17 protein-coding genes are annotated in these 25,841 nt (G+C 38.4%); 5 read left to right on the top strand and 12 right to left on the bottom strand.

All coding sequences use genetic code 11. The features are described 5' to 3' along the window. Window positions 1-60: 60 nt before the first annotated feature. The 3 genes from BTA34_RS04940 to pepN form a co-directional block, all read right to left on the bottom strand. Window positions 61-612 (bottom strand): cell division protein ZapC, encoded by a 552-nt coding sequence (locus BTA34_RS04940; protein ID WP_151434721.1) that lies wholly within the window; start codon window positions 610-612, stop codon window positions 61-63. Window positions 613-831: 219 nt separating this feature from the next. Further along, complete coding sequence (gene pyrD / locus BTA34_RS04935) at window positions 832-1,842, bottom strand: quinone-dependent dihydroorotate dehydrogenase (RefSeq protein ID WP_036912193.1); 1,011 nt, start codon at window positions 1,840-1,842, stop codon at window positions 832-834. Between the two features lie 204 nt (window positions 1,843-2,046). Then, window positions 2,047-4,662, bottom strand: a complete 2,616-nt coding sequence (pepN, locus tag BTA34_RS04930; RefSeq protein WP_151434720.1) for an aminopeptidase N — start codon at window positions 4,660-4,662, stop codon at window positions 2,047-2,049. 353 nt (window positions 4,663-5,015) lie between these two features. On the opposite strand from pepN, the gene pncB reads away from it, so the two are divergent. The 4 genes from pncB to BTA34_RS04910 all read left to right on the top strand — a co-directional run bounded on the left by pncB (window position 5,016) and on the right by BTA34_RS04910 (window position 10,942). Beyond that, window positions 5,016-6,230: a nicotinate phosphoribosyltransferase gene (gene pncB, locus BTA34_RS04925; protein WP_151434719.1), complete on the top strand. Its 1,215-nt coding sequence runs from the start codon at window positions 5,016-5,018 to the stop codon at window positions 6,228-6,230. 257 nt (window positions 6,231-6,487) lie between these two features. Beyond that, entirely contained in the window at window positions 6,488-7,888 is a 1,401-nt protein-coding gene (asnS, locus tag BTA34_RS04920) for an asparagine--tRNA ligase (protein WP_151434718.1), read from the top strand. Between the two features lie 340 nt (window positions 7,889-8,228). Beyond that, window positions 8,229-9,344: a porin gene (locus BTA34_RS04915; protein ID WP_322618351.1), complete on the top strand. Its 1,116-nt coding sequence runs from the start codon at window positions 8,229-8,231 to the stop codon at window positions 9,342-9,344. 407 nt (window positions 9,345-9,751) lie between these two features. Further along, window positions 9,752-10,942 (top strand): amino acid aminotransferase, encoded by a 1,191-nt coding sequence (locus BTA34_RS04910; protein ID WP_072069660.1) that lies wholly within the window; start codon window positions 9,752-9,754, stop codon window positions 10,940-10,942. 159 nt (window positions 10,943-11,101) lie between these two features. Here the strand turns inward: BTA34_RS04910 and BTA34_RS04905 are convergent, their stop codons facing one another. The 8 genes from BTA34_RS04905 to cmoM all read right to left on the bottom strand — a co-directional run bounded on the left by BTA34_RS04905 (window position 11,102) and on the right by cmoM (window position 22,957). Beyond that, window positions 11,102-11,752: an MBL fold metallo-hydrolase gene (locus tag BTA34_RS04905; protein ID WP_151434717.1), complete on the bottom strand. Its 651-nt coding sequence runs from the start codon at window positions 11,750-11,752 to the stop codon at window positions 11,102-11,104. A gap of 35 nt (window positions 11,753-11,787) precedes the next feature. Further along, window positions 11,788-12,336 carry a YcbK family protein gene (locus BTA34_RS04900; RefSeq protein ID WP_151434716.1) on the bottom strand — a complete coding sequence of 183 codons (549 nt, stop codon included), beginning with the start codon at window positions 12,334-12,336 and terminating at the stop codon, window positions 11,788-11,790. Between the two features lie 327 nt (window positions 12,337-12,663). Continuing rightward, a complete protein-coding gene (gene ldtD / locus BTA34_RS04895; RefSeq protein ID WP_151434715.1) occupies window positions 12,664-14,391 on the bottom strand; it encodes a L,D-transpeptidase in 1,728 nt (575 codons plus the stop codon). A 352-nt stretch (window positions 14,392-14,743) separates the two neighbouring features. After that, window positions 14,744-15,457: an acid phosphatase AphA gene (gene aphA, locus BTA34_RS04890; RefSeq protein ID WP_151434714.1), complete on the bottom strand. Its 714-nt coding sequence runs from the start codon at window positions 15,455-15,457 to the stop codon at window positions 14,744-14,746. Window positions 15,458-15,682: 225 nt separating this feature from the next. Beyond that, on the bottom strand, window positions 15,683-20,143 hold the full coding sequence (gene mukB / locus BTA34_RS04885; RefSeq protein ID WP_151434713.1) for a chromosome partition protein MukB: 4,461 nt from the start codon (window positions 20,141-20,143) through the stop codon (window positions 15,683-15,685). After that, the gene (gene mukE, locus BTA34_RS04880; RefSeq protein ID WP_151434712.1) at window positions 20,140-20,871 is read right to left on the bottom strand and encodes a chromosome partition protein MukE; all 732 of its coding nucleotides are present in this window, start codon (window positions 20,869-20,871) and stop codon (window positions 20,140-20,142) included. Before mukE ends, mukB begins: the two co-directional genes overlap by 4 nt. After that, window positions 20,852-22,174, bottom strand: a complete 1,323-nt coding sequence (gene mukF / locus BTA34_RS04875; protein WP_151434711.1) for a chromosome partition protein MukF — start codon at window positions 22,172-22,174, stop codon at window positions 20,852-20,854. The genes mukE and mukF overlap by 20 nt, the downstream gene beginning before the upstream one ends. 9 nt (window positions 22,175-22,183) lie before the next feature. Next, on the bottom strand, window positions 22,184-22,957 hold the full coding sequence (gene cmoM, locus BTA34_RS04870; protein WP_151434710.1) for a tRNA uridine 5-oxyacetic acid(34) methyltransferase CmoM: 774 nt from the start codon (window positions 22,955-22,957) through the stop codon (window positions 22,184-22,186). Window positions 22,958-23,332: 375 nt separating this feature from the next. Here cmoM and elyC point away from each other — a divergent pair, with 375 nt between their 5' ends. Continuing rightward, window positions 23,333-24,166, top strand: coding sequence for an envelope biogenesis factor ElyC (elyC, locus tag BTA34_RS04865; protein WP_151434709.1), 834 nt, complete (start codon window positions 23,333-23,335; stop codon window positions 24,164-24,166). 173 nt (window positions 24,167-24,339) lie between these two features. Here the strand turns inward: elyC and mqo are convergent, their stop codons facing one another. Then, the gene (mqo, locus tag BTA34_RS04860; RefSeq protein WP_151434708.1) at window positions 24,340-25,836 is read right to left on the bottom strand and encodes a malate dehydrogenase (quinone); all 1,497 of its coding nucleotides are present in this window, start codon (window positions 25,834-25,836) and stop codon (window positions 24,340-24,342) included. Window positions 25,837-25,841: the final 5 nt, after the last annotated feature.

The following is a 25,841-nucleotide window of genomic DNA, read 5'->3' as shown; positions in this document are numbered from 1 at the left end:
TTTAGAATGTTATAAATAATAACTGACGATAAAAAGAGTAAGTCCTTTTTACTCTTTTTGTTAAATAACTTTCTCGTACAAAAATGATCCTGACTCTGACTTTTTATGATAATTGCTTAACCTGTCATTCATAATTTTTATTGGGTCACAAAAATTAAGTGTTCTATCGAATAACGTTAACTGTGGTTGAGCTAATAAACATAAACAAGCTTGAGCGCCCACTTCGGTCACTAAAAAAAGAGCTGTTTCATTTCCTTCTTTTAATGAAGCTTCTACCACTTGAGACAAATAAGGGTTGATTTGATTATTGTTAACTTCAAAATACCAACTCTTAGGCATCAGTGGTTTTAAAAAGCGATGGGCTATTAATGCATTTAACGCTAATTCAGCTCTTGATTCTGATGGCATATCTATTTGGCGAATTTGCTCATCGTATCCATAATAAAGAGCTGCATCATCAACGGTAAAAGATGCTGATTGTTGAGCGCTCTCACTCAACATTTTGCTTGGAAAGCGGGAACGAAAAACCATCCCATTTGCTAAATCAAGCATTAATTTTTGTTGCTCAACATCAAAATACCAACGCCAGCGATCATCGGGTTTTATTATCACTAATTAATCCCCCTTCGATTCATTACCCTGTTTTATACCCTAACAAACAATCAAAATTAAATGACCTAAATAAAATATTTAATATCACCTAACAAAAACAGGATTCATTTTACTATTAATTAAGCACAATCAGTGCAATTTAATAAAAAATAACCAACTAGGGGCAATATAAACGAGTTAGGGGCAGAAGAAAAGCCCCTAACTCATTATTAAATGTATTTAGATATGATTAATTATAGATTTGATAAGTGCAGGACCTTGATAAATGAATCCTGAATAGACTTGAATTAGAGAAGCACCCGCATCCATTTTTTCTCTGGCTGCAGTTAATGAATCAATTCCACCGACACCAATAATAGGTAATGCACCTTTTAATTCTTCATTTAATTGTCGAATTATTTGTGTACTTTTTGATTGTACCGGGCGACCACTTAATCCCCCAGCTTCATTACAGTGATCTAATCCACTGACTAATGATTTATCTAATGTAGTATTTGTCGCAATAACACCATCAATATGATGACGAACTAAGCTATCTGCAACTTGAATTAATTCTTCATGTGTTAAATCAGGTGCAATTTTAACAGCGACAGGAACATATTTTTGATATTTACCCTGCAACTCTAGTTGTTTATTTTTAATTGCTGATAGCAGATCGTCTAATGCTTCACCATATTGTAGTGTACGCAAACCTGGGGTATTTGGTGATGAGATATTGATTGCGATATAACCGGCATGAGCATAGACTTTTTCCATACAAATCAGATAATCATCTTTGCCTTGCTCTACTGGGGTATCTTTATTTTTACCGATATTAATACCCAGTACGCCACCATAACGAGATTGTTTTACATTTTCAATTAAGTTATCAACGCCAAGGTTATTAAAGCCCATTCGGTTAATTAAACCTTCCGCTTCCACTAAGCGGAATAAACGAGGTTTATCATTTCCCACTTGAGGTCGTGGTGTCACTGTACCAACTTCAATAAAACCAAATCCCATTGCACCCAATGCATCTATACAATCACCGTTTTTATCAAGACCGGCAGCAAGACCTAGTGGATTTTTAAATGAGAGTCCCATACAGGATACGGGTTTAGAAGGAAGTGACTGCTGAATAAGAAATTGAAATGGGGAATGAGATAAACGTTTTAACTGACGGAAGGTAAAATCATGGGCACGTTCAGGATCTAGCCGAAACAATGCCTTCCTTACTAAGGAATAATACATACGATCTCCATTGAGAATATCGGGTATTAGGAATGATATGTCTACGACAATTTAAGCGTCGAGCATCATATAGATAAAAGCACGAAAAGTAAACGCTTCAATTTCACAATTCACCATAAAAAATCCCCAGACTATGCTGGGGATCTAATTATCTTGCTGGTTTTATACTATTTACTCACTTATAAAGTGATATAAAACGTAATATTAATCAGCTAACGCCTTGGTAATTTTCTCATATAAATCACCAGATAAATTCTCAAGTTCTTTCAGTTTTAATAACTCTGCACGCATTTTTTCTTGGCGCGTTGCATCATAACGTTTTAAACGAATAAACGGTTCAATAAGGCGTGATGCAACTTGTGGGTTACGGCTATTTAAATCAGTCAGAATTTCTGTCAATAATAAATAACCTGAACCATCTTCAGCGTGGAATGCCACAGGGTTATTATTCACAAAAGCACCAATTAGCGCACGAGTACGATTAGGGTTTGCAAGTGTAAATGAGCGATGAGATAACAGACTACGTACTTTCTGTAGCACCTCTTTTGCTGGGCTAATGGCTTGTAAACTAAACCATTTGTCCATTACTAAGCCATCTTGATGCCATTTGTCATCGAACTCTTGTAATAGTGCATCTTTACAAGGTAACTGAGCCATTACAGCAGCATTAAGTGCGGCGAGCGCATCAGTCATATTGTCACTGTTATGATATTGCACATCGACAAGATGATTACCCGTTTGCTCATTTTCAACCGCTAAATAAGCTAAACAAACATTACGTAAATCACGTTTTGCAATATCATCATGATTAACACGATAAGCACCGATATGCATTGAATGGTAAACAGCAGAGAACTCGTCTGCCATTTCAGTCGCTAGTGTTTTACGAATAAAACCAAGCGCTTTATGGATAGCAACTGGATCAATAATACTAAATGATTCACCGGCTTCGACATCTGTTGGTAATGTCAGAATAAGTGCAGCTAATGCAGGATCGATATCTTTATCAAGTAATACTGCACGGAAAGCATCAACCACCATTTCAGGCAAAATGCAGCTTTCACCCTTTTGAACTCGAGCAACATTTTCTTTTATATAGCGACCTAATAATGCTTGAGCTGCATCCCAACGTGAAAATGCATTACGTGCATATTTCATTAAGAAAGAGAGTTGCTCATCCGTAAATGGATAATCAAGTTTTACAGGCGCAGAGAACTCACGCAATAAAGATGGGATCGGTTGTTCTGGCACATCGTCAAAAACAAACTGCTGCTCTTCACGTACCACATTCAATACATTAGAAATAGTTTGACCTTGTGAACGCAGTGGGATCACATTGCCTTTGGTATCATATAATTCAATATCTAATGGAATATGTAATGGCTGCTTTTTAGTTTGATCGGCTGTCGGTGGCGTCATTTGACTAACCGTTAAAGTGTATTGCTTTTTATTAGCATTATAACTATCACGAACGGTCAGTTGTGGTGTACCTGATTGGCTATACCAACGGCGGAATAAAGTAAGATCAACATTAGAAGCATCTTCCATTGCTTGAATAAAATCGTCACAAGTTGCAGCACTGCCGTCGTGACGATGAATATACATTTGAATACCAGCTTGGAATTGCTCTTCACCTAATAAGGTGTGGATCATTCTGATCACTTCTGAACCTTTTTCATATACTGTTAAAGTATAGAAGTTGTTCATTTCGATCACACTATCAGGACGAATTGGGTGTGCCATAGGGCTTGCATCTTCTGCAAACTGAGCAGTACGCATCACTCGTACATTATTGATACGATTCACAGAGCGTGAACCTAAGTCAGAGCTAAATTCTTGATCACGGAAAACAGTTAAGCCTTCTTTTAAACTTAACTGGAACCAATCACGACAAGTAATACGGTTACCTGTCCAGTTATGGAAATATTCATGACCAATAACAGACTCGATACCTAAGTAATCTTTGTCAGTTGCCGTTTCACTTTTTGCTAGCACATATTTAGAGTTAAAGACATTCAGCCCTTTATTCTCCATTGCACCCATATTAAAGAAATCAACAGCAACTATCATATAGATGTCGAGATCATATTCTAAATTAAAGCGAGATTGATCCCATGCCATCGCATTTTTCAATGATGTCATAGCCCAATCTGCACGATCCAAATTACCTTTATCAACAAAAAGCTCTAAAGCAACTTCACGGCCACTTTTGGTGATAAAAGTATCTCGTAATACATCAAAATCACCCGCTACCACAGCAAATAAATAACTTGGTTTTGGATGTGGATCTTCCCACGTTACCCAATGGCGACCATCATCCAGTTCACCTTGTGCAATACGGTTACCATTGGATAATAAATAAGGATACTGTTTTTTGTCTGCCGTAATTGTTGTGGTGTAACGAGCTAATACATCAGGTCTATCTAAATAGTAAGTAATATGGCGAAAGCCTTCAGCTTCACATTGTGTACATAATGCATCACCAGAAACATATAACCCTTCTAACGCGGTGTTAGCCGATGGATTAATCTCGTTAACAATTTTTAATGTAAATTGCTCTGGCAGTTGTTCAATGATGAGTTTGCCGTTTTCTTCTTTATAGTGTGTCCAAGCAACATCATTCACTGCGATTGATTTTAATGTTAAGTCTTCACCATCTAACACTAATGCTGTCGCATCTGAGTTTAGGCGTTTACATTGGCTTATCGCCGTAACCTGGGTGTTTTCTTTGTCTAAAATAAAATCAAGATGTAAATCGGTGATTGTGTAGTCAGGAGCACGATAATCTTTGCGAAATTTCGCGATTCTTTGTTGTGTCATAGAAAAAACCTTTTAGTTAACACGACTATTTAACGGTTATATTGCCAAAGCTTACCCGTCAAAAACCTGTTTAGCCAGTCGAAAATTCAATTGAAAACATTAAAAGTCAACAGAATGTTAATGGCTTATTAATATATGTAATCAATTTATTTGGTAAATGATGCTAATATACTCCCAAATTATGTTTAACGTGGTAAACTCATCTAAGTTTTACAGCTTGTTTTTATGTCGCAGAGAAATATTGTTGAATAGTATTGTTGAATAGTGACGCTTTGTCGTCATATTCGGGTATACTCTCCAACCTTAACGATTTAGCAGACATAAAAACGCTCCGTGAGGATGCTTGACGCGCTATGATTTTAGACGCTACACCGATTATTACATCACTGTTGGATACCGATGCATATAAGCTCCACATGCAACAAGCGGTTTACCACCATTATAGTGATATTCCTGTCGTTGCTGAGTTCCGCTGTCGGAGTGATGAACGTCTAGGTGAATATGCAACAACCTTACGCCATCAAGTTAATATGATGGCAGACTTGTCATTAACGAATGAAGAATTTAACTATCTTCAGAGCCTCCCCTTTTTCAAAAATGACTATCTGCAATGGTTTAAGCATTTTCGCTTTAAACCAGAACAAGTCAAAATTTCAACAACAGCTGAAAACCAATTGTCGATCAGAATAACGGGGCCTTGGCGCGAAGTTATTCTATGGGAAGTTCCTTTATTGGCTTTAGTGAGTGAAATTGTACATCGTACTCGTTCTCCTCAAATCACGCCTGATGACGCAGTTAATCAACTACGTAAATTAATTGATATCTTCTACCGTGATGCTGCAGAGCAACAGGTTGACTTAGCTGATTTTAAATTAATGGATTTCGGTACTCGCCGCCGTTTCTCTTATGATGTGCAGTGTGCCATTGTGGATGAGCTAAAAAATCATTTTCCTTATCTTATTGGTACAAGTAACTATCATTTAGCTGAACGTATGCATTTGGCTCCTGTGGGAACGCAAGCTCACGAGTGGTTTCAAGCTCATCAGCAGATTAGCCCTGAATTGGCAAATAGCCAGCGTGCAGCCTTGCAATCTTGGTTAGATGAATATCCAGATCAATTAGGTATTGCATTAACAGATTGCATTACAATGGATGCGTTTTTGCGTGATTTTGATAAAGCCTTTGCAGAGAGCTACCAAGGTTTACGTCACGACTCCGGTGATCCGATTGAATGGGGTGAAAAAGCGATCGCGCATTATGAAAAATTGGGTATTGATCCAATGAATAAAGTATTAGTCTTTTCTGATAGCCTCGATTTTCAAAAAGCACTGGTCCTTTATAAGCATTTCCATAAGCGCATTCGTCTAATCTTTGGTATTGGCACTCGACTTACTTGTAACATTCCTGAAATAACGCCTCTTAATATTGTAATTAAGCTGGTGGAGTGCAATGGTAAGCCAGTTGCTAAATTATCAGATAGCCCAGGTAAAACGATTTGTGACGACAATGACTTTGTTGACAAGCTACGCAAAGCCTTTGACGTTCCTCTTGTTAAACAGGCCTGTTAATTAGCTAAAAATCTTCATTAATAAAAGAAAGGGTAATAATTGCCCTTTCTTTTGTCATAACATCTGCTTTTATCAATATTTCATCTATTTTTATCAATTTATTTTATACAAAAGCTTTTCTCTTCTTTATTGACTCTTTAAACTAAAATTTCCTACTTGTTTCCTGCGCTATTGCAAGTAACATAGAAAAACTGTCCGACAGGGGCAGAATGAATTAACCAAACAATTATTTTAATTAAACGAAGAGAGATTTATTTATGATCGTTGCGCCTGTAGTCGACGTACTGCAAGGCCGTATCGCGGTTGGCGAAGACGTCACCGTTCGCGGTTGGGTACGTACAAGAAGAGATTCAAAAGCTGGTATCTCATTTCTTACCGTCTATGACGGTTCCTGCTTTAATCCAGTACAGGCCATCATTAATAATAATTTACCGAATTATCAAGATGAAGTGCTGCACTTAACCACAGGCTGTTCTGTGGAAGTCACCGGTAAAATTGTTGAATCTCCGGGCCAGGGACAGAACTTTGAAATTCAAGCCACTAATGTTGTTGTGGTAGGAATGGTCGATGATCCGGAAACTTATCCGATGGCCGCCAAACGTCATAGTATTGAGTACCTACGTGAAGTTGCTCACCTTCGTCCTCGTACTAACTTAATTGGTGCAGTTGCTCGTGTTCGTCACACATTAGCACAAGCACTACATCGTTTCTTCGATGAACAAGGCTTCTTCTGGGTTTCTACGCCACTAATTACAGCGGCTGATACAGAAGGTGCAGGTGAAATGTTCCGTGTTTCTACATTAGATATGAACAACCTGCCACGCACAGATAAAGGCGAAGTCGATTTCAGTGAAGACTTTTTTGGCCGTGAAGCGTTTTTAACGGTTTCTGGTCAGCTAAATGGTGAAACTTACGCCTCTGCATTAAGCAAAGTGTATACTTTCGGCCCCACATTCCGTGCTGAAAACTCAAATACCAGTCGTCACCTTGCTGAATTCTGGATGGTAGAGCCTGAAGTGGCATTTGCTGATCTTAACGATATCGCAGCTCTTGCTGAAAAAATGCTGAAATACACCTTTGCAGCTGTATTAGCAGAGCGTAAAGATGATATGGAGTTCTTTGCACAACGTGTCGATAAAGACGCTATCACACGCTTAGAGAACTTTATCACCTCTGACTTTGCTCAAATTGATTATACCGATGCAGTTACTGTGCTTGAAAACTGTGGTGAGAAATTTGAAAACCCAGTTTATTGGGGTGTTGACCTCTCTTCTGAGCATGAACGTTATCTTGCAGAGAAACACTTTAAAGCACCTGTTGTGGTGAAAAACTACCCGAAAGACATCAAAGCATTCTATATGCGTATGAATGAAGACGGTAAAACAGTTGCAGCAATGGATGTATTAGCACCAGGAATTGGTGAAATCATCGGTGGTTCTCAACGTGAAGAGCGTTTAGATATGTTTGATAAACGTTTAGAAGAAATGGGAATGAATAAAGAAGACTACTGGTGGTATCGCGACCTACGTCGTTATGGCACAGTGCCTCATTCAGGTTTCGGTTTAGGTTTTGAACGTTTAGTTGCTTATGTGACCGGTGTCGCAAACGTTCGTGAAGTTATTCCGTTCCCACGCACACCAAGAAATGCAGATTTTTAATTTAGTGATTAATTAGTATTCAGCTGGAAATTTGCATTGTTGTTTTATTGTACTAGTTTTACTTAAGTCAAGAAGCCAACCTCAAGGTTGGCTTTTTTTATGCATGGCTGTTATTTGATTCAAAAGTTCCCCTAAATACACACTTTGAAATACATAGTTACAATTTGTTACACTTTTTTCGTTTTTGTAGCAAATTGGGGGTAGATAAAATTTTTTACCAATGGAACACTGTCACCCGACACAGACGACACTTAACTCTCATAAATAGTTCCATAAAAATTAAGAAACTATTTCTGGCAGTGGCAAAGGTGTCTGAATAACACCAATGAGGGTAATAATAATGATGAAGCGCAATCTTCTTGCAGTGGTAATCCCAGCTTTAATGTTTGCTGGTGCAGCAAACGCAGCTGAAATGTATAACAAAGACGGCAACAAAGTAGACATCTACGGTAAAGTTGACGTTCGTCATTACTTCGCAGATGCTGATACTAAAGGTGATCACGAAAGCGGTGATGCTTCTCGTGCACGTATCGGTTTCAAAGGCGAAACTCAAATCAATAAAGATTTAGTTGGTTTTGGTCGTTTTGAATACGAAGTTAAAACTAATACTACTGAAGGCGAAAACAAATCTAAAACTCGTTTCGCTTACGCTGGTTTTAAATTCGCTGACTACGGTTCATTAGATTACGGTCGTAACTACGGTGTAATTTACGACACTAACGCATGGACAGACGTTCTGCCTTTATGGGGCGGCGACTCTATGGCACAAACTGATGTTTACATGACTAGCCGTACTACTGGTGTTCTGACTTACCGTAACACTGATATGTTCGGTTACGTTGATGGCCTGAACTTTGCTCTGCAATATCAAGGTAAAAACAACGAAAACACCAACAACAAACGTAAAGACAACGCTGAAGCAAATGGCGACGGTTTTGGTTTCTCTACAGCTTATAACTTAGGCTGGGGTGTAACACTGGGTGGTGGTTACTCAAACGCTGCTCGTACTAACTGGCAAGAACATAAGAGCGCTGCTACTGGTAAACGTGCAGAAGCATGGAACTTCGGTGGTAAATTCGAAGCTAACAATGTTTACTTAGCAGCTATGTACGGTGAAACTCGTAACATGAGTTACTACGGTGATGGTGCTATTGCTAACAAAACTCAAAACATCGAGTTAACTGCACAGTACGACTTTAAAGATTTAGGTCTGAAACCATCTTTAGGTTATGTTCAATCTAAAGGTAAAGATCTGAACAATGGCGTTGGTGGTCTGAAAGACAACGATCATGATTTAGTTAAATATATCTCTGTAGGTTCATTCTACAAATTTAACAAAAACATGACTGCAGTTGTTGACTATAAAATCAACCTGTTAGATAAAGATGACTTCACTAAAGCTGCTGGTGTCAACACTGATAACGTAGTTGGTTTAGGTCTGACTTATCAGTTCTAATTACCGCTTATAGGTAATTAAACAGTCAAGTTAATTGATTTGAAAAGCAACACTTCGGTGTTGCTTTTTTATTTGCACAATTTAACCATCACTTCCCTATTTGCCTCTCTTGTACCTAAACCAATCACACTCAACTAATTTATTGAATGCAATAACTTCCCTTGCTCTCTTTTTTGAAAATCAAAAAAGTTTATCCCACTAAACAATTATGTCTTTTTAGTGATTATTTTTACATGTTAATGTAATCACAGGATATTCACTTATTTACATCTTGATTTGCTATTTATTCTCACTTAGTTCACAACTTCTTGTTAATTTCACTACAAACAGTTGGCAAAAAGCCCTCATAGCGTTACTCTTGATACTCATATTTCGGCTTCGTTTTGAGCTTAGGGAACAATTACACTATGTTTGAGAAAATCATTGCTGCACCAGCCGATCCTATTCTGGGTTTAGCTGATAGTTTCCGTTCTGATCCTCGTGAAAACAAAATTAATTTAGGAATTGGTGTTTACAAGGATGAGACAGGTAAAACACCTGTTTTAACCACTGTTAAGAAAGCAGAAAAATACCTGTTAGAAAACGAAACCACTAAAAACTACCTTCCTATTAGCGGTATCCCTGAATTTGGCAATGTGACCCAAGCACTTCTGTTTGGTGAACAACATCCTATTATTACTGAAAAGCGCGCACGCACAGCTCAAGCACCGGGTGGTACAGGTGCTTTACGTATTGCTGCAGATTTTATTGCTCAACAAACTACAGCAAAACGTGTCTGGATCAGTAATCCAACTTGGCCTAACCATAATAATATTTTCCAAACTGCAGGTCTTGAGATCTGTAATTATGATTATTATGACGCAGAAAATCGCGGGTTAGATTTTGACGGTATGTTAGCAAGCCTTGCAAATGCACAGGCTGGTGACGTTGTCTTATTCCACGGTTGCTGTCATAACCCAAGCGGTATTGATCCAACAGAAGAACAATGGCGTCAATTAGCGACATTATCAGCAGAGAAAGGCTGGTTACCTGTTTTTGACTTTGCATACCAAGGTTTTGCCCGTGGTCTTGAAGAGGATGCACAAGGCTTGCGTCTCTTTGCAGAAAAGAATCCTGAGCTTATTGTTGCTAGTTCATATTCTAAAAATTTCGGTCTTTACAACGAACGTGTAGGCGCATGCACCATTGTTACCAAAGACAGCGACACGGCTGAAAAAGCCTTTAGCCAAGCAAAAGCAATTATTCGTGCAAACTACTCAAACCCACCAGCACACGGCGCTTCAGTGGTAACCACTATTCTTTCTAACCCAGAGTTAAAAGAAGAGTGGATTGAAGAGCTGACAACCATGCGTGAACGAATTCAACGTATGCGTCAATTGTTAGTGACTACACTACAAGAAAAAGGTGCTAAACAAGACTTTAGCTTTATTATCGACCAAAATGGTATGTTCTCATTTAGTGGTTTAAATAAAGAGCAAGTTGAGCGTTTACGTGCTGAATACGGTATTTATATCGTGGGTTCAGGTCGTATTAACGTTGCAGGTTTAACCCTTGAGAATATGGTTCCACTGTGTGAAGCCATTGTTGCAGTACTCTAATTGCCTTCTAAAGTGTAATTAAGATATATGCCACGTTATTAGCAACGTGGCTTTTTTATTGGCATAAAAGAAAAAAGAAATATAAACCACACTTTTTTATTTATAAAAAAAGCTCTTTATAATAAAGAGCTTTTCGTTAATTAATGGATATTATCAGTATTACCAGATTGGCATTTCATCTTGTAAAAAAGGATTATATTGTCGTTCGTGCCCTAAATTAGACATAGGTCCATGTCCCGGAATAAACAGATAATCATCGCCTAAAGGTAAGACTTTATTTTTGATTGAAGCAATAAGATCGGCATGGTTTCCTCGAGGGAAATCGGTACGACCAATACTTTCTTTAAATAACACATCTCCCATAGAGATAAGTTTATTCTGATGATTTACAAAAATAATATGTCCCGGCGTATGACCAGGGCAATGTAAAACAGATAACGAAATTGTTTTACCAATTGTGATAGTATCGCCTTCATTTAACCAGCTATCTGGTCTAAATGATTTTCCGCAAGGGAAATTAAACATACGGCACTGTTGTTCTAATTCTTCTAATAAGAAATTATCATCTTCATGAGGACCGTAAACAGGAACATTGAAGTGCTCAACAATTTGTGAGGTGCCTGCAATATGGTCGAAGTGCCCGTGTGTTAATAATACTTTGGTCAATGTTAATTGGCGTTCTTCGATTTGCGCAATAAGCGTTTCGACATCGCCACCAGGATCAACAATTGCCGCTTCCTTCGTTTCATCGCACCAAATAAGGGTGCAATTTTGCATATAGTTTGTCACAGGTACAATGTGATACATCATGAATCACTCCACTCTATTATCTAATTCTCAATAGATTACCATGAGCGGACTGGTCCTGTATCAATATGCACAAAATTACTTCTTGGATAATAGCCTACACCACCTGCTTTCATTCTTAATGCAACTTGACGCACTTTAGAAAGATCAGTGCCGAGTAAACGAAAATCCATTGCTTGTCCACGCGTGTGATAGCTCTTCTTTGCCACTCCGCTACTACTGTGACGTAGATTATTATTCGTTACTAAAGAGCGATAACCTGAAATAAGCTCTACAGGTTTATTGTTATTAAGCATCACTTGCAATAAATAGATTTGGTCAAACAGTGCGGGATCAATGGTTTTGATTTTGTTTTGACGATAATCTCTAAAAAGGTGGTTTAATTTAGCAAGTTCCTGTTTATTATAACGTTTCCCATCAAAAAACTCGGCTTTAATAGTTTCGCCAGTATTTAAATTATTAAAGCGAAGGATTTTTGGTCGAGGTGTCGCTAATGAAGCAAAAGCATGAGAAGGCAATAACCCTAACCCCACTGCGGCCATACCAAGCCCCAGCCATTTACGGCGATGTGAATCAATAATATCCATAGTATATGCACTCAACAATTATTTCAGAAGGAAGAACCTTTATTATGACAATATTTTTCTCGAATTGTTTCTTATAGTTTGTATAGTATTGTAAATAACACTTCCTTCCAATTTAATGCCATTAGTAATTTTATAAGTTTAGTTATTTATACTAAATTCTATTTTTATCATTCTATTTTTAATAGAAATTTTAAAAATATTTTATAATTTATTATATTTTTAACCATCTTATAAATAATCAGAATAGAGCCTCATCATCTTATTGATTTATATAAAATAAAGGGCAGCCGATTGAGCCACCCTTTATTCAATTTATATTTATTTATATTAAAAGTATTTCTTAATATTCTCTAAATAAGGTTGTGAATTGATCGTTATTTTGTCATAACCATAAATATCTGCACGATATTGAGGTGCATTTTCCGGAGCCACCCATGCTGTTTGATAATATAAATAAACCGGAATACGTTCAGGAATTGGCGCATATTGTGTTGAACCACGTTTTAGTGCCGCATCAATTCTATCTTGTTTCCATCCAGCATCACCCAATAAAATTGAAGCGAGTTCAGAGGCCTTATTAACACGAATACACCCTGAGCTGATTGCCCTCATATTTTTTGCAAACAGTGAATGATTTGGTGTGTCATGCAGATATATCGCATCTGAATTTGGCATATTAAATTTATAACGACCTAATGAGTTTGTTGGTCCCGGAGCCTGCCAAATTCGGTAAGGGAAGTTATTAGCACTCATATTTTGCCAATCAATATCGTAAGGGTTAATAGGATAAGCATCATTCCCCCACCCTGAATAAATGGTATATCCCTTACGACTAAAGTAACTAGGATCTGCTTTACCTCTAGGTACAATATCTTTACGAGTCATGCTTATTGGCACATTCCAAGGTGGATTAACCACGACATTATTTAGCGCACTACTCATAATCGGTGTTTTTCTATCAGGGCGACCGACAATAACTTTTGAGTCGAGAATAAGCTCGTTATTGGCATAAAAATAGAGTGAGAAATCAGGAATATTAACCCAAATTCCAGTGTTACCAACAGCCGGCGTCAGGCGAAGACGTTGAATATTTAATGCCATAATGCTAGCACGCTGTGCTGGCGTTATATTTAACCACACTCGCGTTTGTCGCCCAATAACACCATCTGGTTCCAATCCATGAGCAGTTTGAAATAATTTAACAGCCGCAACTAAAGACGGATCATAAACCGTTGTCGCAATTTCCTGCTCGTTTGCTGCCAACTCAGGAATTAATTTTAAATTACGTAAAATTTGTCTTAACGGTATAACTTCTTGTGATGATTGATTTGGCTTTAATGATGTCGTTCCTTTCATTTCAGGCCAAACAACTGAATCATGTAACTGCTTTCGTACTTCCTCTTTCATTAAAGCATAATAAGGATGAGACGGTGCATAAGAAATAATAAAGCTACCTAAAGTGTTATTTTGAATATTTTGCTGTAATTCCACGACTGATTTATCAGTTGGTGATGGTAATGTTTGAGCCACATCACGATACAGTAAAGATATGCCTGATTTATTTACTTGCTCAACAAAACTGATATAGCCTAAAAAAGCATCTGATAAAATAAGATCACGCGCTTCTTTTGTTAATTCAGGCGCATCTAATTGTATTAGCCATTGCCCAAACTGAGGTTGGATTCCCGACATCGCCACTTCAGCAATTTGTTGCTGTAATTGCTGGACTATTTTTTCATCTTGCCAGATTAATGCTAAGTCATTTGCTTGGTAAACTTTCACTAGCTGGTTTAAATATAACGGTTTATATCCCGGCTGGCTCCATGACTGTAGTTTTGTTCTTACTGCTAACTCAGTCAATGGTGGGGCTTTCATAACCACAGTTGCAGGTGCTGGCATAATTTCATTATTCACAGGAACTAATGTCGTGTTTTCTGTTTCGGGCGCAGATAAAGTCACCGACTCTGTTTCTGTGGCTATTGCATCATGACTAGAAAGGAGTGTACCTATAACAACTGAATATGCGATTGCTCTTTTAATTGGTTGATACGCCATAAATCCTCTACCCTCATCCCTTATTATTATTTTGGTATCCTAGAATATTAGATGAGCTAGGCAAAGAGTTTTATAGGAATAAACTAATATTTTTAAAGTTTTGTAAGCCCTTGATAGAAATTTAATTTTATTTAATCAAAAAAAGACTATTTAGCTGTTTTTATATTCAAATATATAATTTAAGTTAAAAGCACAATAAAAGAACAAAAGCAGACATACTGAAAATAAGCATTTAGGAAATAATAAAGAATTATGAATGGATAAATAAGATTATTTAAATGGAAGGTATTTTAAAATAGAAAAAGGCGCAGTTTCCTACGCCTTACAAATAAAGGTAAACAAAGGGTAAAGATTAATACTCTGAATTGATAACCACTTCTTCACCAAACTGACCTGCTTTTGGCAGTGGTTGGTAAGAAGAGTTAGCAGCACGCAGAATACGAATACCACGGATATTCAGTTCATCTGCTGCTGCGATATCAGCATCAGCATCACCGTAGTAAATTTTCAGTTTGTGATCACGCATCCAGCTTACTTTGTTATTTGCGCCAGGTTGGTCACCAGCAAAAATAACAGGCTGCATTTTATCAGCAGGAATATTTAAGCCTTCTTGTACATATTTGGTCACAGTCTCAGTTTTAGTTTGAGTACGACCTGTAATGAAATAAACAGTATCCCCACGTTTTAAGTGCATCTGAACAAGATCGATACCGACTTGTTTAGGCATACTGAATTTATCCCACTCGTTATTCATTTTTTCCCAGAATTCTGGGTTTTTCAAGTAGCTGAAATCGTTTGGAGAGTATTCCAGTTTACCACGGTAGAAACCAGGGCTTGAGAATAGAACGGTGTCATCAATATCAAAACCAACCGCCATCGGTGCTTGACCTTCAAGGCTTTTTTCAATATCAGCAACAGAAACCCAATGAATTGGTTGTTGTTGTGCGAGTTGTGCAACAGTAACTCCTGGGCTAACAACTTCTGGCAGATGTACTTTTGCCATTGCTGCGCCGTTTAAGCTTAACGCTAAAGCAATTGCACTAAAAGCTAACGTGACTTTACGCATTCTTTTTCCTTTAAATTTTTATATTAATCACATACGGTAATAATAATAAACATCATAATTACATTTAAATGAGATATGGCGCACGTTATACCACTTAAAATTTCATTTTTTTGTTAATTTGCTTTCATTTTTTGATCTATGTAACACTTTAAAAAAAGAAGGCGCTACAAGCATAAGTCCGTAGCGCCTTTATTCTTACCCCTTGGGGCTGATAATCGAATAAAATTATTCTGTTATTTCAGCAACATTTGATGATGCAATTTTATCTTTTTCAGCCTGTTGACCAAAACCTTTTAAGCCAACAACATGTACATGTTCAGTGCCATTGAACACTTTACGTACTAATTTATAGGTTGTTCCTTTTTCTGGGCTGATATTTTCTGGCGCCGCAATAATTAACTGCATATCAAGGCGATCGCAAAGCTCAAATAACGTTGCAATAGATTTCGCATCTAAACGCGCCGCTTCATCGAGAAAGAGTAAACGACAAGGAGAGATATCTTTTCCTCTTAAGCGCCGTGATTCTTCTTCCCAGCTTTGTACCACCATCACCAGAATTGACATCCCCGTACCAATCGCTTCACCTGTTGATAAAGCACCACTTTCTGCTTTTAACCAACCTTCTGGTCCACGATTCACTTCGACGTCCATTTCAAGGTAATTACGGTAATCTAACAGCTCTTCACCTACGGTTTGTGGCATACGTTGACCAATATCCACTTGAGGGTTTAAACGCTGATAAAGCTTCGCCATTGCTTCAGAGAAAGTAAGATTTTGGTTTTTAAATAGATCTTGATATTGGTTATCTTCTTCAGATAACACATCCAATAATACTTGATGACTTTCACGAATATTGACATTGAGTCGGACACCACGCACCTGACCAAATGAAACCGCTTGCAAACCTTGGTTTAACATACGGATACGATTTTGCTCACGCTGAATAGTTTTACGAATAATATTCGCGACACTTCGTGAACTAATCGCTAATTTTTGCTCACGACTCGTTAACTCTTCCGTTAAACGAGCAAGTTCGATTTCCATCTGTTCAATTGCATCAACCGGATCATCCGTTTTAATGATGTCTTGGCGGATACGTTCTCTTAAATGCTGGTATACCGCAATAAAGAACTGAACTTTACGATCAGGGTATTTTGCATCTTCTGAGCGACGTAACGCATCACGTAAATATTCATTATCAGCAACCGCTTGGCGTAAAGCACCTAACGCTTTATCCGACATTGAGCGTAGTTCATCAGCAGAAAGATAAGCAAAGTCTCGTCGATGTAAGCGACGCTCCATACCATTTTCTTTCACTAATCGCATAACCGCGCACCAACCCGCTTTTGCACTCACAACATGCTCACGAATTTGAATGTAGTCACGTTCAAGTTTGCGAATTTTCTTGGTTAGGTTATCTCGTTCAGCTTCACTCAGTGCGATATCTCGCTCAAGTTGACTAATACGCGCACGGTTTGCACTTACCGCGGAATAGCGTTGATCACGCAGCTCTTTAGCTCTTGTCTCTGCACCAATATCGATATGAACGCCGGTATCACGCATCTCTTGCTCAAGTTCTCTGAGCAATTCAGATTTAGTGTCAAAGGAGCTTTTTAATGATGCAAGTACTTGATTAAATTGAGCGCATTGTGCTTGTTGCTGACGATAAAGTTCTCTTGCTGTAGCACGTTCTGTTTCTGCCATTTCTAAACGGTGACGTAGTTTCTCATTGAGATCACTATTTTCACTGACAATCTCAACGGCATCACTATAACTAAAGTGTGGGCGGCGCTGTACCACTTCCACCAACAAGAAAGCCTGTTGCTGATAATGTTGTTGCTCTGCTTTTGCTTGCTCGTAATCTTGCGCTAATTGTTCATGCGCTTGTGGATCACTTTGCAAAATTGAAGCGATAGGCTCTAATGTTGCTAATGCTTTTTCGTGGCGCTGTAAGTGACGCATTGACTCTTCAGCGGCATACAGCTCTTCACGTAACTCTTCAACACGATCAATTAGAGTTTCATCCATCAAGATATTAACTTGAGGAATAAGTTTATTAAGAAGATTCAGCGATTCTTTAGTCCGCGCATAATGTTGACGCTGTTGCTGAGTACTCTCTTCGTATTGTGCTAAAGCTCTTTCTAGCTCGTTACGTCGTTGATTCAACTGACGAATATTTTCTTCAGGATCAGCCTCAAATGCCACAGAAATATGTTGTCCCACAAACTGGCTAAAGGCATGGTGAGCACGTTGGATCTTCTGTACATCAAAAGCTTGTGTTGCGTAAAGCTCAGCAAGCTCATCACGCTGACGTGATAAAATTTCTAATTGATTTTCACGCGCTGCTCGACCAAATAATGGGATTTCAGGGTAGCGAGAATAACGCCATTGTCTATCCGAACTTTTGATAAGAACGGCTTTATCCATCTCTTGAGCATTAAATACACTGTCATCGAAAGATTGTGGGTCGCCTTCAATAAAATAGAGATCTTCAGGGCAATCTTCTAATGTTTCTAATTGCTCCTGAACTTGAGATAAGTCTTGCACAACAATTGCATGACGTGCAGGACCATATAATGCAGAGAAATAAGGCGCATCATCTAACGTAATATCATCATAAATTTCTGATAATAAAACACCATTAAAACGTTCCGCTAGCGTAATTAAGCGCCCATCTTCAGCGCCACTTGGCTGACTTAAACGTTCAATTTGCGCTTCAATCTGTTGTTTGCGAGTTGCCGTTTCATCACGTAATACGGTGGCTTCACGCTCTTTTTCAAGTAACTGTTGCATATATTCTGTTACTTGATGACCCGTTTCAAAAGATTGACGAGTCTGTTCACATAATTGTGTTAACGCATCTTGTGCCGCAAGCCATGCTGGTGCTTGTTTTTTCAGCTTTTCAATTTGTTGCTTTAGTTGATCTAGCTCCTGACGCATTTGCATGCGGTGTTCACCAGATTCATTAACATAATCGCTAAGCTCTTCAATTTTGGCTTCTAATTCATCTTGAAGAATTAACAAATCATCAGGCTCCATCGGTTTGCCATGATATTTGTTAAACTCTTCAAGTTGCCGCTCTGCGTTATTTCGTTGATGTAAACGCTGTTCTAATTCAGCTAACTGCATACGAATAGGATGAACCCTATCCGCTTGATGTCGATGAGAAGACCATTCACGCAATGCCGTTTTTGCCGCATCCCATGCATTTTGACGTTCAACTTCACCTACAATTGAACTTACCAGCTTATAGGCTTGGTCAAATTGTGTTTTAGCCGCTTCAGAAACATTGAGTTTCTGCTCCATAGAAAGCAATGAATGTGTAATGGTTTGAATTTTAGCCTGAATTCGTTCAGCCCATTGTTCAGCATTCGTTTCATCTAAATCATCAATACCACATTGTGCTTTAGCACGCTCTAAAGCCTGTACAGCTTGACGATATTGAATTGCACGAGTTTGCTGCACATCTAATGCTTGCTGATAATCCGCTAACTGATTTTTCAGTTCATCAACTTCTTCTTCTGCTGCTCCTACGCGTTCTTCAAGCTCTTCTTTCTTAGATGTAGCTTCTTCAACCACTTCACTTTGTTCTTCTAAGCGAAAAGTTATTTCTTCAACATCAGCAACATAGCGGTCAATTTTTTCTTGTTGGCGAACCGCATTTTGCACTAAGTTTAGTCGGTCGCTTGCTGCTTGATAATCCGCTTCAAGATCAGAAGATAACGATTGTTGCTCTTCTAACTCTTTACCCATTTCAACAAATCGATACGCTTCGTTATTAATGGATTTACGCTGACTCCATAACTCACGACGCACGGTTAAAGCTTCATCAAGATGAACACGTCGTTCATTGGCATGGCGCATATAGTCAGCGGCAACATAAGATGTCGCTTCTGTAATTAAATGCTTAAATAAGTCACGATCAGATTGAGTGACGCGAATAGCTTCAAGCGTCATTCTGTTTTCACGTAATGCGCCTTCCATATCTTGGAAAGCTTTTCTTACACCACTATTTTCAGGTAGTAAATAATCACGTAAAGAGCGTGTAATCGCACTTGAAATACCGCCATACAATGAGGCTTCAATTAAACGATAAAATTTGGCACGATCACTTGCTGAGCGTAAACGTTTAGGAATAACCCCTAAATCAAACATCACCGCATGGAAATCAGTAATAGAGTTAAATTGTCTAAAAACAACCCCATCAATGGCTTCAACTTTTTCTTTTAATTCATTCAGCGGTAAAACACGGGCTTGGCGATCTGCAACAGCTTGCGTTAAAATTTCTGTTGGGTTTTCTGCCATTGGCAGCCCTTGGATCATAAAGGGTTTGATATCAACTTTCTTATCACGTCCTGCAATTTGCTGTAAACGAACACCGACCACAGCACGTAAGTGACGCGAGTTAATCACATCTAGAACGGCATAACACACACCCGGGCGCAATTTCCCGTATAACCCTTTATCACGAGATCCACTTGTCGATCCTGCTTCTGTGGTATTACGGAAATGAAGTAAAGTAAGATCAGGGATCATAGCTGTAATAAATGCAGCCATAGTGGTTGATTTACCCGCACCATTACCACCTGATAACGTAGTCACCAACTCATCTAAATCAAAAGTACGAGCAAAGAACCCATTCCAGTTGATAAGTGTTAATGAGCGAAATTTTCCCCGTTCAATCATTTATTTTCTCCCTCCGCACCCTCTTCACTGGATTGTAATTGCTCATCTTCATTTTCTTCATCATCGTTAAGTGTTTCTGAGCTATCTTCAAGCGCCATTGCTTCACCATCTCGGATCATTCGTATTTGAGCCTCAAGTGGGGAATCGCCACTACGTACATCAGCACCAAAACGGAAAACAGATTCTGTGATCGAAAAACGCTGCATATCATTTAATAAAAATGAAATCATGCCTAAGCGACGTAAACGATTTAAAGAGGTTCTCATTTTTTCTTGTAATTTTTGCAAATCAAGATCAGAACCTGTTGAGCGTTGATTCACTAAACGTAAAAGTTTATTTTCATCTGCTAATGTTCTTAATTCATCAAACAGCTCTTGAACGGTGAATATTCCCTGATTTGCTAATCGCTCAGGGCTAAGGTAAAGATAACAAAGAATTTTCCCCACCAGCATATCCATTTCAGAGAGAACAGAACGTGGAATAAGTGTGGTTGAACGAGGTCGCAAATAGAAGAAACCTTCTGGCGCTCGAATTAATTCAACGTTATAACGCGCATAAAAGTCTGATAACTCATCTTGAAAATCCATCAAAAAGGCATGATTATCCAGAGAGTCTATACCGATATGGCGACCTGCACGTAACTGGCTATCCAGTTCAGGAAAAAGTGAGTTCGCTAATGCCTGCGCCAGTTTTGCTGGCATAAATTGTTCAGTATGTATCGATGACATGCGCTTGCACCTTAGCTCCATATTCGTTAATTTCTGACCATTTTGCAGGTAATCCTGCTAGCTCAGCTTTCGCTATACCTAATCGTACGGCTTGATCAATGACAATACGTGCAACATCGAAATGTTTCTGTTGCGGATAACGATTAAGGTATTCAACTAACACTGAACTGAGATCTAATGCTCGTTGTTCTAATTTGTAAGAAGCAAGCTCTTGTTCTACCCATTGTGCTATCTGTTCGTTCACTTCACTGAACATTTGATATTCAAGCTCTTCGGGTAACTCACCCGTGACTTCGTCATCACGTAGAGCCAGTTCTTCATCACGCATATCAAACAACCGATCAGCATTAGCGTAAGTTAATGCCCATGGGCTGTCGAAATAGTTTTGTACAGATTGACGTAAGCGGCGAGAGAAAATACGATTTTTATCCATATCAATCGCTGTACGAATAAATTTATGGACATGTCTATCGTATCCAATCCATAAATCAATAGATTGCTGACCCCAACTAATAATGCGGTCTAACTTACTTTGAAGTTCAAACACGAGTGTATCTATTTGCTCAACATGACCCGTATTCATGTTTGCTTCCTGAATACGTAAGAGATTGGCTTGAAGTTTGTCGCCGGCTGCTTCAAGCGTATCTTGCAACTCTCTTAATGTACCGGATGTTTCAGATAATAGCTGTTCACAGCTTGAAATAGCCGCTTGCCAATCTTGATTTAATAACGCAGCAATATCTTCTTTTACTGTATTTTGCTGCTCATCCATAATTCGCTGAGACAAATCAATGCTATCGAAAATTTCCGCTACTGAATATTTTAAAGGCGCGAAAACATTACGATGCCAATGATATTCATCACCACCATCTTCAGCAGAGCTAGCCGCTGAATCAAGCTCCCCCGCCACAATAGAAAGTTGCATAGATAAGCGCAATGATGAAAATTCGCGTTGGCGAATATAATAATCACTAATTCCAATCCCCAATGGGGTTAAACGGTATATTGCATTACCTTCTACCAATTCACTGGTAAAACGGTTAAAAAGTCGCTGCTTTACCATGTCATTAATGGCATTATTCGCGCGAACTTGTATTGATTCTGCGGGTTGTTCAAAGCCTTTACACACTTCTCTAAAGGCATCAATTAACTCCCCTTCACTGATTTCGCCATCAAGGCGCTCGCTGTTTAATACAGCGACAGCCATCAAAAAAGCTAATCTTTCTGGTGGCAGTGAGATTGAGAAATCATTTTTTCTCGCCCAAGACACTAACTCAGGAACGGTCTGGGTAAAATCACTCATAGTACATCCTTAATTTACACGCTTTTGTGCCATGACATGAATGTAACGCCCCAGACTGATATAGGGCTCTTGCCGACAATATCGTTGCTCTAATGCAAGCAACGATGGAAAATCTTTATTTTGTAACTGGCGACTTTGCAAATAATCATGGAAAACACGGACACCTGTTTTTCCTAATATAGTCATCGAAAACTCACCTAACCATTGATAAACATCTTCTGGTTGCAATGGGTTTTGAGGTGATAGCGATTTTTTTCTTCTACGTGGGATCTCAGGATTTGCCAGATGAAAATTTCCTAAAATCGCATTTCTCATGACAATACCATTCGCATTGTAAAACATCAGCGATAAGATACCATTAGGTAGCAACATATCGGTAAGAACATTTACGGCGTCTTTCTGATCCGTGATCCATTCCAATACTGCATGAAATAGAATTAAGTCAACCCCTTCATCTATATGCTCTTTAATCTCTTGAGCTGCACAACAAATAAACGTCATGTTCTCGATAACACCCTCTTCAATCGCAGCCTCTTGTGCGCGATTAAGCATCTCTTGTGATAAATCACATAAGATAATTTGGTGTCCTAATTTAGCAAGCTGGCGAGAGAAATAACCTTCTCCTCCACCTGCATCTAAAATACGCAAACTCTGGTTAGGTAAAAGGGTCAATAATTGTTGTAAATCTTCCCAAATCACCGCTTGACGTATTTTACCCTTTGTTGTGCCATAGATATTGCGGGAGAATTTATCTGCAATATCGTCAAAATTACGATCTGACATTAAAACGCCTCATGATAACAACTTACTACTTGCGCTCTTTGCGTTCTGATAAATTCAAAAATATGAGACACTGTACATAAATAAAGACGGTAATTTTACCAGTGTTCTATGATACTGACTGTTTTCTCTAAAGAAATAAGTCATGAATCAGACTATTCGCAAAGCGCAGTATAAATATAACGCTTCTTAATGAAAAAATTAACGGTCAAACGTTTATCGTTTTATAAATAATTAAACGGTTCTTTATTTCTATTGATAAAAATTTAGTGAAACGTTGTTGTGTTAGCTATTTTGACACAACGTCTTGGAATTCCCCTAGTTTTCACTAAGCTTTCGCTATCAATTGCATGTATTTCACTCAATCTAGGATGATTTATGCTATTTTTGCTCAAAAAATATGTTGCAGGCTTTCTGATGCCCTTGCCTTTGCTCTTATTAATCGCCTTTTTTGCATTAGCACTACTTTGGTTTACACGTTGGCAGAAAACGGGGAAAAGCCTACTCACTGTTGTGCTTGTTCTGTTAACCATTCTAGGCATACAACCTGTTGCCGATACACTATTAATGCCAAGTGAAAAAGAGTATCAAGCTCGTTATGAATTACGAGAAAATTCGCAACAAGATGTGAACTACATTGTTGTTTTAGGTGGTGGATTTACTTATAACCCAGAATGGGCGCCAAGTTCTAACCTTATTAACAATAGTCTGTTTCGTGTTGCTGAAGGTGTAAGACTTTATTATCGCAATCCTAATTCGACACTGATTTTTACAGGTGGCGCAGGTGTTAATCCGATAAGTAGTGCAGAGGTAGCGGCTCAGGTGGCACAATCTTTAGGTGTCCCGGCAGAGAAAACTATCGCATTATCAATACCGAAAGATACTGAAGAAGAAGCCTATGAAGTTGATAAATTAATTGGTAAGAAACCCTTTTTACTTGTAACGTCTGCCAACCATTTAGCGCGCGCTGAACGTTTCTTTTTAGCACGAGGCATGCACCCTATCGTTGCCCCAGCTAACCAATTGGCTATCACTTCACCATTACATCCGTGGGAGAAATATTTTCCCTCTGCCACTTATTTTCAACACAGTGAACGTGCATGGTATGAGTTTTTAGGATCGATGTGGCAATCAATAAAACCGGCTGGACAACCTATAGAAAACCCAGAGAATAATCATTCACTATCAGATAAAGTAAATGCAGATGACTAGCGCGTGCTAACCTTTAATGGTCAATTTTCATTCAAATTAAACGAGTTTTAAGCAGACCAAGAAACGCTTGAACTGCACCCCAAAAGTTGGACACCAACTTTGGGGTGCTTTTCTATGGCTAAATATTCTCTTGATTTTAAACTAAATGTGATTAATTTTTATAGGCACGATAACTAAGGTGTATCTAATTTTAATATTTTAGCCGTTGATGCCCGAATATCACGGCAAGCATCTGCATCTATTTTGAGATCAATACCATAACTTGGAATAATCGTTTTAAGACGTTCTTCCCAGCCGTCGCTTTCTAGCTGATCTTTAAAGCAAGATTCAATGATATTGATAGCAATAAATGCCGCCGTAGAAGCCCCTGGTGACGCCCCCAATAACACCGACAATGATTTATCTTCACTGCTAATTAGCTCAGTACCAAATTCTAAGACACCATGATACTTAGCTTCTGGTTTGATAATCTGAACACGTTGTCCAGCGACAGCTTCCTGCCAATCTTCATGTTGCGCCTGAGGATAGAATTGTTTAAGCATTTCAAATTGATGTGCAGAAGTTTGTAATACTTGACCAATTAAATATTCAGTCAATGACCAGTTATCTTTTGCTACATCAAGCATCGGCTCAATATTATTTAGTCGAATTGACTCAAATAAATCTAAATAAGAGCCGTGTTTTAGAAACTTACTTGAAAACCCAGCATAAGGGCCGAAGAGTAGAGAACGTTTACCGGCAATAATACGAGTATCAAGGTGTGGAACAGACATCGGTGGTGAGCCTACATCAGCTTTCCCATAAACTTTAGCGTGGTGACGAGTACTTATCTTATCTTCATCACAGCGTAACCAAATACCACTAACCGGGAATCCACCGTAACCTTTACCTTCTGGAATACCTGATTTTTGTAATAAATCGATAGCGCGTCCACCTGCACCAACGAATACATATTTAGCTGAAATAATAAATTTATTATGAGTAGTAAGATCTCTGATTTCGAGATCCCAACCACCGGAATTATTTCGTTTTACATCAATAACATCATGTTTATAATGCAGCTCAAAATTGTCTTGTTGGGAAAGTTGCTTAACTAATAGATGAGTTAATGCACCATAATCTACATCAGTACCTGTCGCAACGCGAGTCACTGCAATTTGTTGATTAGGTTCTCGTCCTTCCATTATTAATGGAGCCCAATCTTCAATTTGTTTTTTATCTTCACTGTATTCCATATTTTCATAACAGTGATTAGCAGACATTTGGCGATAACGTTGATGAAGAAATTTAACGTTATCGGCACCCCAAACAAAACTCATATGTGGGCAAGCATGAATAAAGTCTCGAGGATCAGCAATTTTGCCTTTTGTGACTAAATAAGACCATAATTGACGAGATAAATCGAATTCTGTATTGACCTCTAATGCTTTGCTAATATTAACCGTTCCATCAGGATTAGATGGCGTATAATTTAGCTCACAGTTAGCCGCATGACCTGTTCCTGCATTATTCCATGAATTAGAGCTCTCTTGGCCACAATCATTTAGCCTTTCGAACATAGAGACTTTTAAACTTGGCTCAAGCTCTTTAAGTAATGTACCGAGCGTTGCACTCATGATACCAGCGCCAATTAATGCAACATCGACCTGCTCACTGATAGGTTTACTCATAATGA

The organism is Proteus sp. CD3 (assembly GCF_008808075.1).
Taxonomy (GTDB): domain Bacteria; phylum Pseudomonadota; class Gammaproteobacteria; order Enterobacterales; family Enterobacteriaceae; genus Proteus; species Proteus appendicitidis.
This window is presented reverse-complemented; position numbering and strand designations above follow the sequence as displayed.